This window comes from Nakamurella flava (genome assembly GCF_005298075.1).
Taxonomy (GTDB): domain Bacteria; phylum Actinomycetota; class Actinomycetes; order Mycobacteriales; family Nakamurellaceae; genus Nakamurella; species Nakamurella flava.
In genome coordinates, this window is sequence record NZ_SZZH01000008.1 from 49923 (window position 1) to 66252 (window position 16330).

At 72.4% G+C, this 16330-nt stretch carries 14 protein-coding genes; 6 read left to right on the forward strand and 8 right to left on the reverse strand.

Features of this window, described 5'->3' with window-relative positions; translation table 11 throughout:
• Positions 1 to 37 precede the first annotated feature (37 nt).
• Positions 38 to 1030: a tRNA (adenosine(37)-N6)-dimethylallyltransferase MiaA gene (miaA, locus tag FDO65_RS21305; RefSeq protein WP_137451777.1), complete on the reverse strand. Its 993-nt coding sequence runs from the start codon at positions 1028 to 1030 to the stop codon at positions 38 to 40.
• Positions 1027 to 1806: a hypothetical protein gene (locus FDO65_RS21310; protein WP_137451778.1), complete on the reverse strand. Its 780-nt coding sequence runs from the start codon at positions 1804 to 1806 to the stop codon at positions 1027 to 1029. The genes miaA and FDO65_RS21310 overlap by 4 nt, the downstream gene beginning before the upstream one ends.
• Before the next feature lie 678 nt (positions 1807 to 2484).
• Here FDO65_RS21310 and FDO65_RS21315 point away from each other — a divergent pair.
• The gene (locus FDO65_RS21315; protein ID WP_137451839.1) at positions 2485 to 4008 is read left to right on the forward strand and encodes a DUF349 domain-containing protein; all 1524 of its coding nucleotides are present in this window, start codon (positions 2485 to 2487) and stop codon (positions 4006 to 4008) included.
• A 128-nt stretch (positions 4009 to 4136) separates the two neighbouring features.
• Here FDO65_RS21315 and miaB read toward each other — a convergent pair whose 3' ends face one another.
• Positions 4137 to 5654 (reverse strand): tRNA (N6-isopentenyl adenosine(37)-C2)-methylthiotransferase MiaB, encoded by a 1518-nt coding sequence (miaB, locus tag FDO65_RS21320; RefSeq protein ID WP_420847560.1) that lies wholly within the window; start codon positions 5652 to 5654, stop codon positions 4137 to 4139.
• Between the two features lie 378 nt (positions 5655 to 6032).
• On the opposite strand from miaB, the gene FDO65_RS21325 reads away from it, so the two are divergent.
• From FDO65_RS21325 to FDO65_RS21345, 5 genes are all read left to right on the forward strand, one after another.
• Entirely contained in the window at positions 6033 to 6761 is a 729-nt protein-coding gene (locus FDO65_RS21325; protein ID WP_137451840.1) for an amino acid ABC transporter ATP-binding protein, read from the forward strand.
• Between the two features lie 134 nt (positions 6762 to 6895).
• Positions 6896 to 7846 (forward strand): glutamate ABC transporter substrate-binding protein, encoded by a 951-nt coding sequence (locus FDO65_RS21330; protein WP_137451780.1) that lies wholly within the window; start codon positions 6896 to 6898, stop codon positions 7844 to 7846.
• 225 nt (positions 7847 to 8071) lie between these two features.
• Positions 8072 to 8719, forward strand: coding sequence for an amino acid ABC transporter permease (locus FDO65_RS21335; RefSeq protein WP_420847561.1), 648 nt, complete (start codon positions 8072 to 8074; stop codon positions 8717 to 8719).
• Positions 8716 to 9690 carry an amino acid ABC transporter permease gene (locus tag FDO65_RS21340; protein WP_137451782.1) on the forward strand — a complete coding sequence of 325 codons (975 nt, stop codon included), beginning with the start codon at positions 8716 to 8718 and terminating at the stop codon, positions 9688 to 9690. The genes FDO65_RS21335 and FDO65_RS21340 overlap by 4 nt, the downstream gene beginning before the upstream one ends.
• The gene (locus FDO65_RS21345; protein ID WP_137451783.1) at positions 9687 to 10343 is read left to right on the forward strand and encodes a class I SAM-dependent methyltransferase; all 657 of its coding nucleotides are present in this window, start codon (positions 9687 to 9689) and stop codon (positions 10341 to 10343) included. The genes FDO65_RS21340 and FDO65_RS21345 overlap by 4 nt, the downstream gene beginning before the upstream one ends.
• Positions 10344 to 10350: 7 nt before the next feature.
• Here the strand turns inward: FDO65_RS21345 and rny are convergent, their stop codons facing one another.
• From rny to pspM, 5 genes are all read right to left on the reverse strand, one after another.
• Positions 10351 to 12147: a ribonuclease Y gene (rny, locus tag FDO65_RS21350; RefSeq protein ID WP_420847562.1), complete on the reverse strand. Its 1797-nt coding sequence runs from the start codon at positions 12145 to 12147 to the stop codon at positions 10351 to 10353.
• Between the two features lie 536 nt (positions 12148 to 12683).
• Positions 12684 to 13427 (reverse strand): regulatory protein RecX, encoded by a 744-nt coding sequence (locus FDO65_RS21355; protein ID WP_137451785.1) that lies wholly within the window; start codon positions 13425 to 13427, stop codon positions 12684 to 12686.
• 264 nt (positions 13428 to 13691) lie between these two features.
• The gene (gene recA, locus FDO65_RS21360) at positions 13692 to 14732 is read right to left on the reverse strand and encodes a recombinase RecA (RefSeq protein WP_137451786.1); all 1041 of its coding nucleotides are present in this window, start codon (positions 14730 to 14732) and stop codon (positions 13692 to 13694) included.
• A 280-nt stretch (positions 14733 to 15012) separates the two neighbouring features.
• A complete protein-coding gene (locus tag FDO65_RS21365) occupies positions 15013 to 15222 on the reverse strand; it encodes a DUF3046 domain-containing protein (RefSeq protein WP_137451787.1) in 210 nt (69 codons plus the stop codon).
• A 175-nt stretch (positions 15223 to 15397) separates the two neighbouring features.
• Positions 15398 to 16306 carry a phage shock envelope stress response protein PspM gene (gene pspM / locus FDO65_RS21370; RefSeq protein WP_137451788.1) on the reverse strand — a complete coding sequence of 303 codons (909 nt, stop codon included), beginning with the start codon at positions 16304 to 16306 and terminating at the stop codon, positions 15398 to 15400.
• Positions 16307 to 16330 lie beyond the last annotated feature (24 nt).

The following is a 16330-nucleotide window of genomic DNA, read 5'->3' on the forward strand; positions in this document are numbered from 1 at the left end:
TGTCTCGCCCCATGTGCGAGACACGCTCTCGTCGGCGTCAGACCTCGTCGACGAGTGCGAGCACCCGGTCGACGGCGTCGGCCGCGGTGGGGTCGACGTCGATCAGCCGGTGGTCGCGGTTGAACCAGGAGCGTTGGCGGCGGACGAAGCGCCGGGTGGCGGCGGCCGTCGCGATGATGGCCGACTCGACGTCGCTGGTCCCGTCGAGGACGGCCAGCATCTGCGGGTACCCCAGGGCCCGCCGGGCGGTCACGCCGTCGCGCAGGCCGCGACGTTCCAGGTCCCGCACCTCGTCCAGGAAGCCCTCGGCCACCATCGCGCGCACGCGCCGCTCGATCCGCTCGTCCAGCTCGGCACTGGGGCGGTCGACCCGGACGAGCCGGGCGTCGAACCGTGGTCGGCCGGGCCGCGGCAGGGTGGCGCTGAACGGCTGCCCCGTCAATTCGATGACCTCCAGGGCCCGGACGATGCGGCGTTCGTTGCGCGGGTCGATGATGCCCGCGGCGACCGGATCGGAGTCCGTCAGGCGCGCGAACATGGCCGGCGCTCCCACCACGGCCATCTCGTCCTCGAGGCGGGCACGGACCGCCGGATCGGTGGGTGGGAAGGCGATGTCGTCGACGACGGACTGGATGTAGAGGCCCGACCCACCGACCAGTAGTGGGATGCGGCCGCGGGCCAGCACCCGGTCGACGAGGTCGCGGGTGACCGTCTGGTAGGCCGCGACGCTCGCGGTCTCGGTGATGTCGAGGACGTCGAACTGGTGGTGCGGGATTCCGCGCCGTTGGTCCGGCGGTGTCTTGGCGGTGCCGATGTCCATGCCCCGGTAGAGCTGCATGGAGTCGGCATTGATGATCTCAGCGCCGGTGATCTCGGTGCCGGTGTCGGTGCCGGTGCCGGTGCCGGTGCCGTGAGTACCGATGCGGATCCCCCGCTCGGCGATCCGTTCGGCGAGGTCAAGTGCGAGATCGGTCTTGCCGGTCGCGGTGGGACCGGCGATGACGATGAGGCGACCGGGTCGGGCGGTCATCGGCTCGTCCCCGCTCCATCGTCCGGGCGGGCGGCGGCGTCGTCCCAGTCCCACCGGGCGACGACGTACCCGACGCCGAACGGGGCGGACTGGGCCAGCACGGCGGCGCGGGCGGGCGGGCGGCCCCGGGTCCAGGCGGCGAGGACCCGCAGGCCCGCCACCCGGGCCAGCAGATCCGTCGGCGCCGGGTCGGCGTCGACCGCGGTGGCCGCGGCCAGCGCCGCGGGGTCGCCACCGGCCAGGGCCGCGGCCAGTGCGCGGTCCCAGCCGGCCGACCGCGGGTCCTCCCGGCCCGGGGCAGCCGGGCCGTGGGCGGCGGCCCCGTCCGCGAGCACCAGCACGCCGGTCCGGACGTTCGGATCGTCCAGGGACGGAGGACGTGCCGGGTGGTCGTCGCTGGACCGTGCGGCGTCGTCCACCTCGACGACCGTGACGGGCCCGGCGGTTCCGGCCGCGGTCAGCAGGTGGGCGACCACCGCGGCTCCGATGTCCTGGACGGGGCCGCGACCCCGGTCGCTGCGGGTGACCGTCAGCCGGTGAGCGGTGGGATCCGGTCCCGGGCCGGCCGCGGTGACGTCGCGGGCCGGCCGCCCGGCCGCCGCATCCACCGACCACCGTCGGGCCGGGACGAGGGCGACGATCCGGTCAGCGCCGCGCAGCCCGCGGATCGCCGCCTGGCAGGCGGTACCGATGGTCGACGCGCGCGCGGCCAACTGCGGGGCCACCCCCGGCAGCAACCACGGGGCGCCCGGGCACACCGCGGCGGCAATGATCACCCCGACAGGCTAGAACGCAGCCGGGCGGTGATCGGCCGCCGGCGGGTCGGGACCGGGGCGAGGCCCGCGGCGGACCGGTGCCGGGGAGTGGCCGGCAGTACTCGACGGGACCGGCGGCACCGCCGCGGCCCACGCCGCCCTTGCCCACCCGCCCATTCGGTCCCCCGGTATCGCCGCCGGGCGTGCCGACCTGCACACTGGTCGGTGACGTCGGCCACGCCGACCGCGCAGCCCAGGGGTGTCGACCGGCACCCGGGGACCCGCCCGTGGGTCCCTTCGAGCAGTAGAAAGGTCCGGACCCCGATGGCCTCACCGACCGACCCCCGCGACCCCGCCGCTTCACCCTCTGACGGCGTGGACGCATCGACGGCCCACGACGGGGCCCGCACGTCGTCCGAACCCGACACCGCAGCCGACCGCACGGCCGGCGAGAACCCGGTCGGCACCATCGACCCGGCCGAGTACTCGCCGACCAAGGCGGCCATGGCCGCGGTCGCGGCCGTCGAGGCCCCGGCGGCGCCCATCGGCACCGGCGGCCAGCCGCAGGATGCGCCGTCCCCCGGGGCCGACGACGGGAACGGGGATCAGTCGTCCACCGCGGTCGAGATGCCCGTGGTCCCGGCCACCACCGACCCCATCGCCCCGCCGACGATCGTCCCGCCGGCCGAGCCGGTGCCGATGCCCGCTGCCGCTCCGTCGCCGACCGAGCCTTCTGCTCCGACGGACGCTCCGGCCACCGGCGAGGAGCCCGTCGAACCCACTGCCGCCCCCACCGAGCCGACCTCGACCGAGTCCGGAACGACCGATGCCGGCCGGGGTCCCGGGGGTCCGGGTGGACGCGGTCACCGCGGTGGTCCCGGCCGACCGGCCGGCCCCCGCGGGCGCGGTCCCGGTCGCCCGGGTGGTCGCCCCGGCCGTCCCGGCGGGCCCGGAGCCGGCGCGGCTCCGATCGGTCCCGGGCCGGGCACCGTCATCGAACCGATCGTCGAACCGGTGGACCCGCACCTGTGGGGCCGGATCGACGAGGCCGGCGTGGTCTACGTCATCACCGCCGCCGGCGAGCGGGCGATCGGCAACTGGCAGGCCGGTGACGCCGAGGCCGGGCTGGCCCACTTCGGGCGTCGCTACGACGACTTCTCCACCGAGATCGCGCTGCTGGAAGCACGTCTAGCCTCCGGCAGCGGAGATCCCAAGGCGACCAAGCAGCAGGCGGTCGCGCTGCGCGAGTCGGTCGACACCCTGCCGGCCATCGGCGATCTCGACGGGGCCGCCGCGCGCCTGGAGAACGTCATCGGCGCCGCCGACCTGGCCATCTCCGGGGCGTCGATCGCCCGGACGCAGGCGCGGGCGAACGCCATCAAGGCCAAGGAGGCGCTCTGCGAGGAGGCCGAGGCGCTGGCCGACTCCACCCAGTGGAAGACCGCCGGCGACCGGTTGAAGTCGATCGTCGACGAGTGGCGCGCCATCCGCGGGATCGACCGGAAGACGGACGACGCGCTGTGGAAGCGGTTCGCCAAGGCCCGGGACACCTTCACCCGGCGGCGTGGCTCGCACTTCGCCGAACTCGACAAGCAGCGGGTGGCCGCCAAGGACGCCAAGGAGGCGCTCATCGCCCGGGCGGAGGCGCTGTCCGGCGGCACCGACTGGGGCCAGACGGCCGCCGCGTACCGGACGCTGATGAACGAGTGGAAGGCGGTTGGCCGGGCGCCGCGGGACGTCGAGGACGCCCTGTGGGCGCGCTTCCGCGCCGCCCAGGAACAGTTCTTCTCCCGTCGGAACGAGACGTTCTCGGCGCGGGACGCCGAGTTCGGAGCGAACGCCGAAGCCAAGGAGAAGCTGCTCGTCGAGGCCGAGACCATCGACCCGGCCAAGGGTCTGGACCAGGCCAAGGCGGCGCTGCGGTCCATCCAGGAACGCTGGGAGGCCGCCGGCAAGGTGCCGCGCGAGCGCATCCGCGAGCTCGACGGCCGGTTGCGCGCCGTGGAGGACAAGGTCCGGCAGGCCGAGGAGCGGCACTGGCGACGCACCGACCCGGAGACCGAGGCCCGGGTGGCCCAGTTCCGGTCCCGGGCCGAGGGTTTCCGTGCCCAGGCCGCGAAGGCCCGGGCGGCCGGCGACGAGCGCAAGGCCAAGGATGCCGAGCGCCAGGCCGAGCAGTGGGAGGAATGGCTGCGCGCCGCTGAGCGGGCCGTCGACCGCTGATCACCGGGTGACACCCGGCCGGCCCCACGGCGGGGTCGGTCGGGCCGTCGACCGCTGATCCACCGGGTGACCCTCGGTCGGCCCCACGCAGGGGTCGGCCGGGGTGTCACCGGGGTGGACTGCGGCGGTCAGCCGACGCTGCAGCCGCCGACCGGTTCGGCCGGCCGGGCGGGGCGCCCGACGGACGGCAGGCCCAGGCCCACTCCCGGAGTGCGGACCGACAGGCCCGCCTCCGAGCGGTCACCGGCGCGCGTCCGCCGATGGGACAGCAGCGGACTGTCGGCCATCAGGTGGTGCGGCGCACCGTAGGTGACCGTGGTGGTGACGACGTCTCCCGGCCGCACGGCCCGGTCCACCGCCGGGCCGGTCGGCTGGAAGTGCACCAGGCGGCCGTCCCGGGCCCGGCCGCTCATCCGGCCGGACGCGGCGTCCTTGCGGCCCTCGCCGGCCGCGACCAGCACCTCGACGGTGCGACCCACCTGGGCCTGGTTGCCGCGCAGCGCGCTGGCGTCGACCACGGCGGTCAGGCGGGCGAAGCGCTCCTTGACCACGGCGGCCGGGACCTGGTCGGGCAGCGTTGCGGCCGGCGTTCCCGGCCGCGGGGAGTACTGGAACGTGAACGCCCCCATGAAGTCGGCGGCCGCGGCGACATCCAGGGTGGCCTGGAAGTCCTCTTCGGTCTCGCCGGGGAAGCCCACGATGATGTCCGTGGTGATGGCCGCGTCCGGCATGGCCATGCGTACCTCGTCCAGGATCTCCAGGTAGCGGCGGCTGCGGTAGGACCGCCGCATCGCCTTGAGGACGCGGTCGGACCCGGACTGCAGAGGCATGTGCAGCTGGTGGCAGACGTTCGGCGTCTGCGCCATCGCGGCGATGACGTCGGGCGTGAAGTCCTTCGGGTGCGGCGAGGTGAACCGCACCCGCTCCAGACCCTCGATGTCGCCGCAGGCCCGCAGCAGCTTGCCGAAGGCCAGCCGGTCGCCGAACTGCACGCCGTAGGAGTTGACGTTCTGCCCGAGCAGGGTCACCTCGAGCACGCCGTCGTCGACCAGCATCTGCACCTCGGACAGCACGTCGCCCGGTCGCCGATCGGCTTCCTTGCCCCGCAGGGACGGCACGATGCAGAACGTGCAGGTGTTGTTGCACCCGACCGAGATGGACACCCAGCCGGAGTACGCCGAGTCCCGCTTGGCCGGTAGCGACGACGGGAAGACCTCGAGCGCGTCGAGGATCTCGATCTCCGCGGACTGGTTGTGGCGGGCCCGGGCCAGCAGCGTCGGCAGGGATCCGACGTTGTGGGTGCCGAAGACCACGTCCACCCACGGGGCCCGGCGCAGGATCTCGCCCCGGTCCTTCTGGGCAAGGCAGCCACCGACGGCGATCTGCATGTCCGGTCGCTCGGTCTTGGCCGGAGCGAGGTGCCCGAGGTTGCCGTACAGCTTGTTGTCGGCGTTCTCGCGGACGGCGCAGGTGTTGAAGACGACGACGTCCGCCGCGGTCGGATCGGGGGCCGCCACGTAGCCGGCGTCCTCGAGGAGGCCGGCCAGCCGTTCCGAGTCGTGGACGTTCATCTGGCAGCCGTGTGTGCGGATCGCGTAACTGCGGCCCGCCCCGCTGGTGTCCGGACCGTCGGACCCGACCTGCACGTCCGCTTCAGGACCCAGAACCGCATTCTTCACGCAGGACAGCGTACGTCTGTCCGGCCGCGCCCCGGTCCGGGTCGGGCGCCCGCCGGGCGCACGAGACCGACGGTGGATCTTGCCGTCCGGACCAGCGGGACGGCACATCCTTGCGGCCGTCCGGGCCGCCGGCCCCGATCGTTGTTGTCTCGGTGACGTAAAGGTTCGGTGACGACGGCCGTGACCAAAGGGCGGTCGCGCTCATCGTGTGACAGTGTCGGTCGAACGGGGTGGGCCTGGTCGCCCTCCGCGATCGTCGCCCCGCCCCCGAACCCGACCGTCGGCGGATCCCCGCGATCCGCATGGAATGGAGGCTTGGTGAGCGGAGCGACCGCATCCCCCTCGATGATCAGCATGCGATCCGTGGACAAGCATTTCGGAGCGCTGCACGTCCTCAAGGACATCAATCTGGAAGTACCGGCCGGCCAGGTCGTCATCGTGATCGGGCCGTCCGGGTCGGGGAAGTCGACGCTCTGCCGCACCATCAACCGCCTGGAGTCCATCGACTCCGGCGACATCGCCATCGACGGAACGCCCCTGCCCCTGGAGGGCAAGGGACTCGCGATGCTGCGGGCCGACGTCGGGATGGTCTTCCAGTCGTTCAACCTGTTCGCCCACAAGACGATCCTCGAGAACGTCACCCTCGGGCCGATCAAGGTCCGCAAGATGAACAAGAAGGCCGCCGAGGAACTGGCCCTGTCCCTGCTGGACCGGGTCGGCATCGCCGCCCAGAAGGACAAGCTGCCGGCCCAGCTGTCGGGCGGTCAGCAACAGCGGGTGGCGATCGCCCGGGCCCTGGCCATGAAACCCAAGGTCATGCTGTTCGACGAACCGACCAGCGCCCTGGACCCCGAGATGGTCAACGAGGTGCTGGACGTCATGACGTCCCTGGCCCGCGAGGGCATGACCATGCTCGTCGTCACCCACGAGATGGGGTTCGCCCGCAAGGCCGGCGACCGGGTCCTGTTCATGGCCGACGGCGAGATCGTCGAGGACGCCCCGCCGGAGCAGTTCTTCACCCAGGCGCAAAGCGCCCGGGCCCGCGACTTCCTCGGCAAGATCCTCACCCACTGAGTGCCCGTGGAGCCCTCGGTGCCCACCGCGAACCCGGCAGCGCCGGGCCGGTGCGGCCGGCGCCCACCCCTGACCCGAGCGACACCACACCCGTGCGGGATGAACCCGTGTACGTCACCAGAGAGGGACGATCGATGAGATTACGGATGATCACCACCGCCATTGCCGGCGCCGCAGCCGCCGCCCTGGCCCTGACCGCCTGCGGCGGGGGCGGCAGCACCGCCGCGCCGGGCACCACCTCGGCCACCACCGCCGCGCAGTCCAGCACCTCGGCCGCGGCCAGCGGAAGCGACGGCGCAACGTCGTCGGCCGGCGATACGGGCGGCAGCGCGGCCGCCGGCGATTCGAAGGTGCTCAGCGACGCCGCCTCCGGCAAGCTCGTCGTCGGCATCAAGTTCGACCAGCCGGGCCTGGGCCTGAAGAACCCGGACGGCTCGTTCTCCGGTTTCGACGTCGAGGTGGCCAAGTACGTCGGGCAGAAGCTCGGCGTGGACCCGGCCAACATCGAGTTCAAGGAATCGAAGTCGGCTGAGCGCGAGGGGCTCATCGAGCGGGGCGAGGTCGACTACATCGTCGCCACCTACTCGATCACCGACACCCGCAAGGAGAAGGTCAACTTCGCGGGCCCGTACTTCGTGGCCGCCCAGGACCTGCTGGTCCAGGACAGCAACACCGACATCACCGGCCCGGACTCGCTCAACGGCAAGATCCTGTGCTCGGTGACCGGGTCCACCCCGGCGCAGAAGGTCAAGGACCAGTACTCGGCCGACGCGGCCCTGCAGGAGTTCGGCACCTACACCGAGTGCGTGGAGGCGCTGCGCAACGGCGCGGTCGACGCGGTGACCACCGACAACGTGATCCTCGCCGGCTACGCCGCCCAGTCCCCCGGCCTGAAGGTCGTCGGGCAGGGCTTCTCGACCGAGAACTACGGCATCGGCCTGCAGAAGGGCGACACCGCGGGGACCGAGGCCATCAACGCCGCGCTGAACGCGATGATCGCCGACGGCTCGTGGGAGAAGGCCCTGCAGGACACCGTCGGTGCGTCCGGCTTCACCCTGCCGGCGCCCCCGACCCCGGGCGCCTGATCCCCGTCCCACCCGTCGGTCGTCGACCCGCATTCGTGATCACCACGATCGGCTGACCGTCAGTCCCACCGGCAGTGCCCGCCGCCCCGGCTCCGGCCGGGGCGGCGGTCCGGTGTTCCCCCGATCCCGACCGCCGGCCCGGGTCGGGTTCCGTGAAAGGAGCGTGCGGGCGTGGACTTCAGCTTCCTGTCCGACCCCCGGTACAACCTGCTCGGGGCCTTCTGGATGACCGTGCAGCTGACCTTCTGGTCGGCCATCGGCTCGTTCGTGCTGGGCGTGCTGCTCGCCGCCATGCGGGTGAGCCCAGTCCCGCTGCTCCGCGGCTTCGCCGGGACATGGGTCAACGTCATCCGCAACATCCCACTGACGCTCATCATCATCGTGATGGCGCAGGTCATCGCCAACCAGCTCGGGGTCCGGCTGGCCCAGCGGGAGGCCGGCGTCAACCCCCAGGTGTTCCTGGACAACCAGAACTTCCGGCTCGCCGTCGTCGGGTTCATCATCTACACCTCGACGTTCGTCTGCGAGGCCGTCCGCGCCGGTATCAACACCGTTCCGCCGGGCCAGGCCGAGGCGGCCCGGGCCATCGGCCTGAAGTTCACCCAGGTACTCGGCATCGTCGTGCTGCCACAGGCCGTGCGGGCGGTCATCGCCCCGCTGGGGTCCGTGCTCATCGCCCTGACCAAGAACACCACCGTCGCCTCGGCGATCGGGGTGGCCGAGGTCGCCCTGCTCATGAACACCCTGATCGAGAACGAGGCCGACAAGCTCACCGCGGTGTTCATCGTGGTCGCCGCCGGCTTCATCGTCCTGACCCTGCCGACCGGTCTGTTCTTCGGCTGGCTGGCCAAGCGGAAGGCGGTGCGTCGATGACCCAGCTCGCTCCGGACGCGGCTCCGAAGGCCCGCGCGGCCAAGCCGGCAAAGGACCGGGCGTCGGTGCTCTACGACATCCCCGGTCCGCGGGCCCGACGCGTCAACCTCATCGTCAGCGTGGTGTTCGGGCTGCTGCTCGTGCTGCTGGCCTGGTACGTCCTGACGACGCTGGCGGGCAAGAACCAACTGGTCGCCGAGAAGTGGACCCCACTGGTCGACCCGCAGAACTGGACCACCTACCTGCTGCCGGGACTGTGGGCGACCATGGAGGCGGCGCTGCTCAGCGTCGTCATCGCGTTGCCGATCGGCGCCCTGCTGGGCATCGCCCGGCTGTCCGACCACGCGTGGGTGCGCTGGCCGGCCGCCGTCATCGTGGAGTTCTTCCGGGCCATCCCGGTCATCATCCTCATGCTCTTCGCCTTCGAGTTCTGGTTCCTCTCCTTCGGCACGGCCAGCCCGTTCGCCGGGGTCGTCATCGGCCTGGTGCTCTACAACGGCTCGGTGCTGGCCGAGGTGTTCCGGGCCGGCATCCTCGCCGTGCCCAAGGGGCAGACCGAGGCGGCGGAGGCCATCGGCCTGCGCAAGGGCCAGATCATGACCGGCATCCTGCTGCCGCAGGCCATCACCTCGATGCTGCCGGCCGTGGTCAGCCAGCTCGTCGTCATCGTCAAGGACACCGCGCTCGGCGGCATCCTCGTCGGGTACGTGGAGCTCCGGCGGGCGGCCAACACGTCGGCGTCGAACTACGGCAATCTGTTGCAGACCTATGTGCTGATCGCGGTCGTCTACATCGTCATCAACCTGCTGCTGACCTCGCTGGCCGGCTATCTGGAGAAGCGACTCCGGACCCGCCGGGGCGGTCGCACCCGGGTAGCGGTCACGCCGGTCGACGGGCAGACCGACCTGCTGGGCCGGCAGGACGTCACCGTGGTCGACGTCCCCGGGGTCGACGAGTTCAAGAAGAAGTGAGCCATCCGATCGGCTGGCGGACCCTGCCGACGCGGGCCCGGCTGGCCGCGGCCCGCCGGCTGCGCGGCGTGTCCATCGACCTCGACGCCCTGGCCGCCACCGTCGCCAGTCTGACCCCCGGGCCCCGGATCCTCGAGATCGGGTGCGGGAAGGGGAGCCTCGCTCTGGCGCTGCTGCGCGCCCTGCCGCCCGGGTTCGAGTACCTCGGCGTCGACCCCGGGGAAAGTCCCGGTCGCCGGTTCGCGACAGCGCGCCGTCTCGGCGATCTCCCCGACGGTGCGGTCACCTTCCGTCGGCTCCGCTCCGCCGAGCTGCTGCCCGCCGAGGCGGGTCGCTTCGATCTCGTGCTGCTGGTCGACGTGCTGCACCATGCTCCCGACGACGAACGGCGACCGGTGCTGCGGGACGCGGCCCGGCTGGTCGCCCCGGGCGGGTTGGTCGTGGTGGTCGACTGGGCCCGCGGTCGCTCGTGGGCCGATCCGTGGTGCCTGCTGACCTGCCGGTGGATCCCGCGGGACGAGCACGCCCGCTTCCTGGACCGCGCCGAGTTCGACGACATGCTGGGAGCCGAGCTGGGCGAGCTGAAACCGGTCATCACGACCGGAGTGCCGCCGCGGCGCAACAATGTGTTGTCCGTCCGCCGCCGGAACTGACCAGAGGTCAGCGGGCGATCTCGGTGGCCCGGGACTCGCGGATCACCGTCACCCGCACCTGACCGGGATAGGTCAGCTCCTCCTCGATCTGCTTGGCCACCTCGCGGGCCAGGACATGGGCGGCCAGATCGTCGACGACGTCCGGCTTGACCATGACACGCAACTCGCGACCGGCCTGCATGGCGAAGACCTTGTCCACGCCCCGCTTGGACGCGGCGATGGCCTCGATCTGTTCGAGCCGCTGCACGTAGGACTCCAGCGACTCACGGCGCGCGCCGGGTCGACCACCGGAGCACGAGTCCGCGGCCTGGGTGAGGACCGCCTCGACGGTCGAGGGCGCCACTTCGTCGTGGTGCGCCTCGATGCAGTGCGCGACCGCCTCGCTCTCGCCGAAGCGCCGGGCGAGTTCGGCCCCGACGATGGCGTGCGAGCCCTGGGCCTCGTGGGTGAGGGCCTTGCCGATGTCGTGGAGGAACGCCCCCCGGTTGACCACGGTGGGATCGATCCCGAGTTCGGCGGCCATGCCGCGGGCGATGTGCGCGGTCTCGACCAGGTGGCCGAGGACGTTCTGACCGTAGGACGTGCGGTACTTGAGCCGGCCGACCAGGCTGACCAGCTCCGGGTGCAGATCGGTGATGCGGACGGCCAGCAGCGCGTCCTCGGCGGCCCGCTGGCACAGCACCTCGACCTCGTCGCGAGCCCGCTCGTACGCCTCCTCGATGCGGTGCGGGTGGATACGCCCGTCGTCGATGAGGGTCTGCAGGGTGATGCGGCCGATCTCGCGGCGCACCGGGTCGAAGCAGGACAGCAGCACCGCTTCCGGGGTGTCGTCGATGATGACGTTGACGCCGGTGATGGTCTCGAAGGCCCGGATGTTGCGGCCCTCACGGCCGATGATGCGGCCCTTCACGTCGTCGGCCGGCAGGTGCAGGACGGCGACGACGGTCTGCGCGGTCTGGTCGGAGGCCACGCGCTGAATGGCGTCGGCCACGATCGCGCGGGCACGCTGCTTGGCGGTCCGTTGGGCGTCGGCCTCGACGCGACGGATCATCAGCGCGGAGTCCCGGCGGACGACCTCCTCCTGGCTGCTCAGCAGTTCGGCGCGGGCGTCCTCGGCGGTCAGTCCGGCGATGCGGCTCAGTTCCTGCTGCTGGGCAGCGATGGCGGCGTCGACCTCGGCGGCGCGGCGGGCGAGCTCCTCCGCACGGTGGGCCAGCTCGGCGGCCTGGGCGTCGAGCGCCGCGCGCTCCTGTTCGACGTCGTCGACCCGACGCTGGAGGTCGGTGCGGGTCGACTCGAGGCTCTGGTGGTCGTCCCCGAGGCGGCGGCGCTCGGCGGCGAGGGCCTGCTGTTCCTGGGTGAGCGCGTCGCCGGCCGCGCGGACCTTGCGTTCCAGGTCCTGGACTTCACGGCGGTCGGCAGCCACGGAGGCGACCGCTTCCTGGGTGGCCTTCACCCGGCCCAGCTCGACCTGCTCCTGCGCCTGGGCGGCCAGCTCCGCGGCCCGCTGGCGGGCCGCCGCCAGCGTCCGTTCGGCGTCCGCGCGGGCGTCGGCCCGGATCTGTTCGGCGTCCTGCCGGGTCTGGCGCCGGAGTTCCTCGGCGGCCTCCGTGGCGGCGCGACGAACGGCGTCGGCGGCCTCGGATGCCGCGGTGGCCTCGGTGCTGAGCAAGCCGTAGGCCCGGCCCACGGAGTTCTGCTCCTCCGGGTCGGCCGACGCGGCCGGGACGGCCGGGAGCGGGGTGGACGCCGATGACTGGCGGTGCGCACCGCCGGCGGGCCGGTCGACGGTCGTCTCTCGCAGGAGTCGACGCAGGGTGGCCTCATCGAGGACGGGGCCATCGGGACGGCGGCGGACGGCGATGACGGCGGCGACCACGGCCACCAGAACGAGCACGACCAGAACGACCAGGAGCACTTCGGACACAGCCACCCTCCCCTCGTCGATGCCGCCGCGGTCGACATCGGCGATGTCGTCCCGAGCCCGGCTCACAGGAAGGCAGAAGGCACGCCACGAAGGACGACGCGGCGCCGCGGGCCGGTGCCCGCCATCACGCCGCCCACCATGACCCGGTCGGAACCGGGCCGGTGCGGTGGAACCCATGCCGCTATCGGTATGCGCCGCCTGTCGGTGCGCGTTTCGTCACTCTCCTGAGATCTCCGAGGTTAGGTAGCCGCCCTCCGAGGGTCAAGCCGACCGTCGCCGTCGACGACCCGGCCGGACACCTAGGCGGTGGCGGCATCCGTTCGGCAGGTTGCCTCGTTCGCTCCGCGAGCTCCCCGCCCCAGAGTGAGTGTCACGGCCCTCGGCCTGATCGGGCCGGCCGGCGTCCCCGACGGTCAGGACGATCGCAGACTGCGGCGCGGCCAGCGACGACGGCCCGGGGGGCCGTCCGCGTCGTCCGGCGCCGCGCTCGGCTCGTCCTCGTACCCTCCCGTCGCTGCGCCGTCGGCCTCCTGCGCGTCCTCGCTCGCGGCGTTAGTGGAGTCTTTGGAATCGGGAAACTCCGTGAGGTAGGCGGCGACCGCGTCCGACACGACGGCGTAGGCCAGTCCGGACGGGTACCCGCGCCGAGCCAGCAGACCGACGAGGCGCCGGCGGGCGGCGACCGAGCCGCGCTGCATGGCAGCGTCGATCCGCCGGGCCACCAGATCGGCGGCCCGCACCCGCTCGTCCGCGTCGTCGATGTCGGCGACCGCCGCGGCGACGATCTCGTCGTCGAGGCCCTTCCGGCGGAGTTCAACGCGCAACGCACCGGCGCCTAACGACCGGTCCCGCTGTTTGGTGCTGACGTACGCCGCGGCATACGCCTCGTCGTCGATCAGGCCCACTTCGGTGAAGCGGTCCAGGACCGAGTCGGCGACGTCGTCGGGGATACCTCGACGACGCAGCACGTCGGCCAGGGCGGCGCGGGGCTTGGCGGCAGCGGTGAGCTGACGCAGGCAGATCTGTTTGGCGACGGTCTCCGGGTCCCCGGGCGCGTCCTCCGGGTGGCCACCGTCGGCTCGCCGGCCGCGACTCGATCGTCGGCCGTCACCGTCACCGGCACCGACCGGACTCGCCGACCCCGGCGATCGGGGCATTGATCGCCGGTCGGAGACGGGGGTACCAGCACCCTTCAAGTCTGCACAGGAGCCGATCGAGCGGGCGGATCGATCGGGAGCGGGCCGCGCCGGTACCGCCGCCAGCTGCTCGGCAAGATGGGCGATCAAGGCGGCCCGATGCTCCGCTGACAACCCGGCGGTCCGGCCGGCCGGACTGTCAGAGCGATCCGGGGTGCTCACACGGTCTCCTCAGGGCGTGCTGCGGTGCGGGTCGGCGGGAGGGCCGACCCGCACCGCCCGGCGTCAGAAGTCGACCGGTGCCGGGGCGACATCGTCGGCGTCGAGCCGGGCACCCACGCCCAGCTTCTCCTTGATGCGCTTGTCGAGCTCGTTGGCGATGTCCGGGTTGTCCCGCAGGAAGTTGCGGACGTTCTCTTTGCCCTGACCCAGCTGCTCGCCCTCGTACGTGTACCAGGCCCCCGCCTTGCGGACGAAGCCCTGCTCCACGCCGACGTCGATGAGCGAACCCTCGCGGGAGATGCCTTGCCCGTAGACGATGTCGAACTCGGCCTGCTTGAACGGCGGCGCGACCTTGTTCTTCACGACCTTGACCCGGGTCCGGTTACCGATGACGTCGGTGCCGTCCTTGAGCGCCTCGATGCGGCGGATGTCCATACGCACGGAGGCGTAGAACTTCAGCGCCTTACCGCCCGTGGTGGTCTCCGGCGAGCCGAACATGACGCCGATCTTCTCGCGCAGCTGGTTGATGAAGATCGCGGTGGTGCCGGTGTTCGACAGCGCACCGGCGATCTTGCGGAGCGCCTGGGACATCAGGCGGGCCTGCAGACCGACGTGGCTGTCGCCCATCTCGCCCTCGATCTCGGCGCGGGGCACCAGGGCGGCCACCGAGTCGATGACGATGACGTCGACCGCGCCCGAGCGGATCAGCATGTCGGCGATCTCCAGCGCCTGCTCACCGGTGTCCGGCTGGGAGACCAGCAACGAATCGGTGTCGACACCGAGCGCCTTGGCGTACTCCGGGTCCAGTGCGTGCTCGGCGTCGATGAACGCGGCGATGCCGCCGGCGGCCTGGGCGTTGGCCACCGCGTGCAGGGCCACGGTCGTCTTACCCGAGGACTCCGGGCCGTAGATCTCGATGATGCGGCCGCGGGGCAGCCCACCGATACCCAGGGCGACGTCCAGGGCGATCGAACCGGTCGGGATCACCTCGATCGGGGCGCGGCCCTCCTCGCCGAGCCGCATGATCGAACCCTTGCCGTAGTTCTTCTCGATCTGAGCGAGGGCGATCGACAGCGCCTTCTCGCGATCCGGTGCGGCGGCCATGGCTCACCCCGTGCCTTTCGGTGTCTGTACTGCGTTCTTCGGTGGACTGCTGGGCGTCTCGGGGCGGCTCCGCAGGGCGAAGATGCGCTGTCTCTGACGTGATGCCAACGCTAGGCCGGACCACCGACAGTGGGTTCTTCGTCGTCGCCGCTGTGGACAGACCGCGATGATGGGGACAACTGTAAGCGTACGGGTGTTCGAAATTCCAGCTTTCGATCAGCGTGTCTCGTCGATCGCCCGCCGCGGCCGACCGGTCGGTCGGGGCACCACCCGGCTGCGGTCAGTCCGGCAGTCCGTAGCGCAAGCTGTCGGGCACGTCGAAGGCGTCGCACACCGCCGACCAGACGGCTTTGGGATCGTCCCCAGCCTCGAGGGCCTCGTCGACGGTGTGCCCTCCCAGGGCCCCGAACACGTGGTCACGAGCGACGGACGGCGCTCGCACCGCCCCGAACTGGGCATCCATCAGGGCACGGAACTCGGTCAGACGCACGGCCCCACGGTACGTGCCCGCGGGGCACCGCCGTGGGCACACTGGACCCATGGACCCCACCGGACTGTCCAGCCCGCTCGGTCAGTTGGCCATCGCGGCCGGGCTCATCGCCACCATCACCGTGTTGATCATCGCCTGGCGCCGCAACCGCTGACCGCTCGGAAAGTGGCCGGGCTCAGCCGGACCGGCCGTCGGTGATCTCCCGCATCCCGGCGGCCAGGGCGCGCAGGCGGTCGGCCGATTCGTCGACCGCGGCCGTTCCCGGGCCGACGACCCCGGGGGCCAGGGACGACGACAACGCCCGGGAGGCCGCCACCGTCTCCCCCGCCGCAGTGACCAGCCGGCCGTACCCGTCGACCCCGGCGCGGATCTCGTCGGCCAGCGACCGGGCCGTCACCTCGAGCCCCGGTCGGGCCTCGGCGGGGGCGGTCGACCGGGCCCGCAGCACCCCGCTGAGATCGGCGGCCCGGCGCCGCAGGTGACGTTCGGTCGCGTCGGCGGCCGCTAGGATGTCGCGCCGCAGTTCGACGACCGAGGGGTCGGCGTCTCCGGCCCCCGCCCGTCGAGCGTTCCGGGCGGGCGATCCGGTGAGTGGCACCGGCGCGACGCCGATGAGCGCGACCAACTGGCGCAGACCGTCCGAGTACCCGTCAAGCTGCTGCATGGCCGGCCGGACGGCCCCGTCGACCGCGGGGCGGGCCGGAGCCGGCGCCGGCAGAGCCGACAACTGCCGGTCCAGCCGGCGGACCGTGCCCACGCTCCGCACCACTCCGGCGGCGCACCAGGCCGCGACCAGGAAGAGAACGACGACCATGACCACGACCGGGGCGGACACCTCACCGGCCAGGCGCATCGCCCCCAGGATGCCGGTGGCCAGGCCGCCGGCCCCGTAGGCCACTGCGGCCCGGCGGGCGCGCCGACGACGACGGGCCACCACCGCGGCGGGGTCCCGGCGCTGACGGACGAACTCCGACGCGGCACCGGAGGCCTGGGTGACCAGATCGGCGGACCGACCCACGGCCCGGGCCGCGGCCGCTGCCGCGGCGGCCGGGGACTCGGGGCGGCGTCCGGACTGCGGACTCATCGCAGGCGTCCTTCCCGGGCAGCG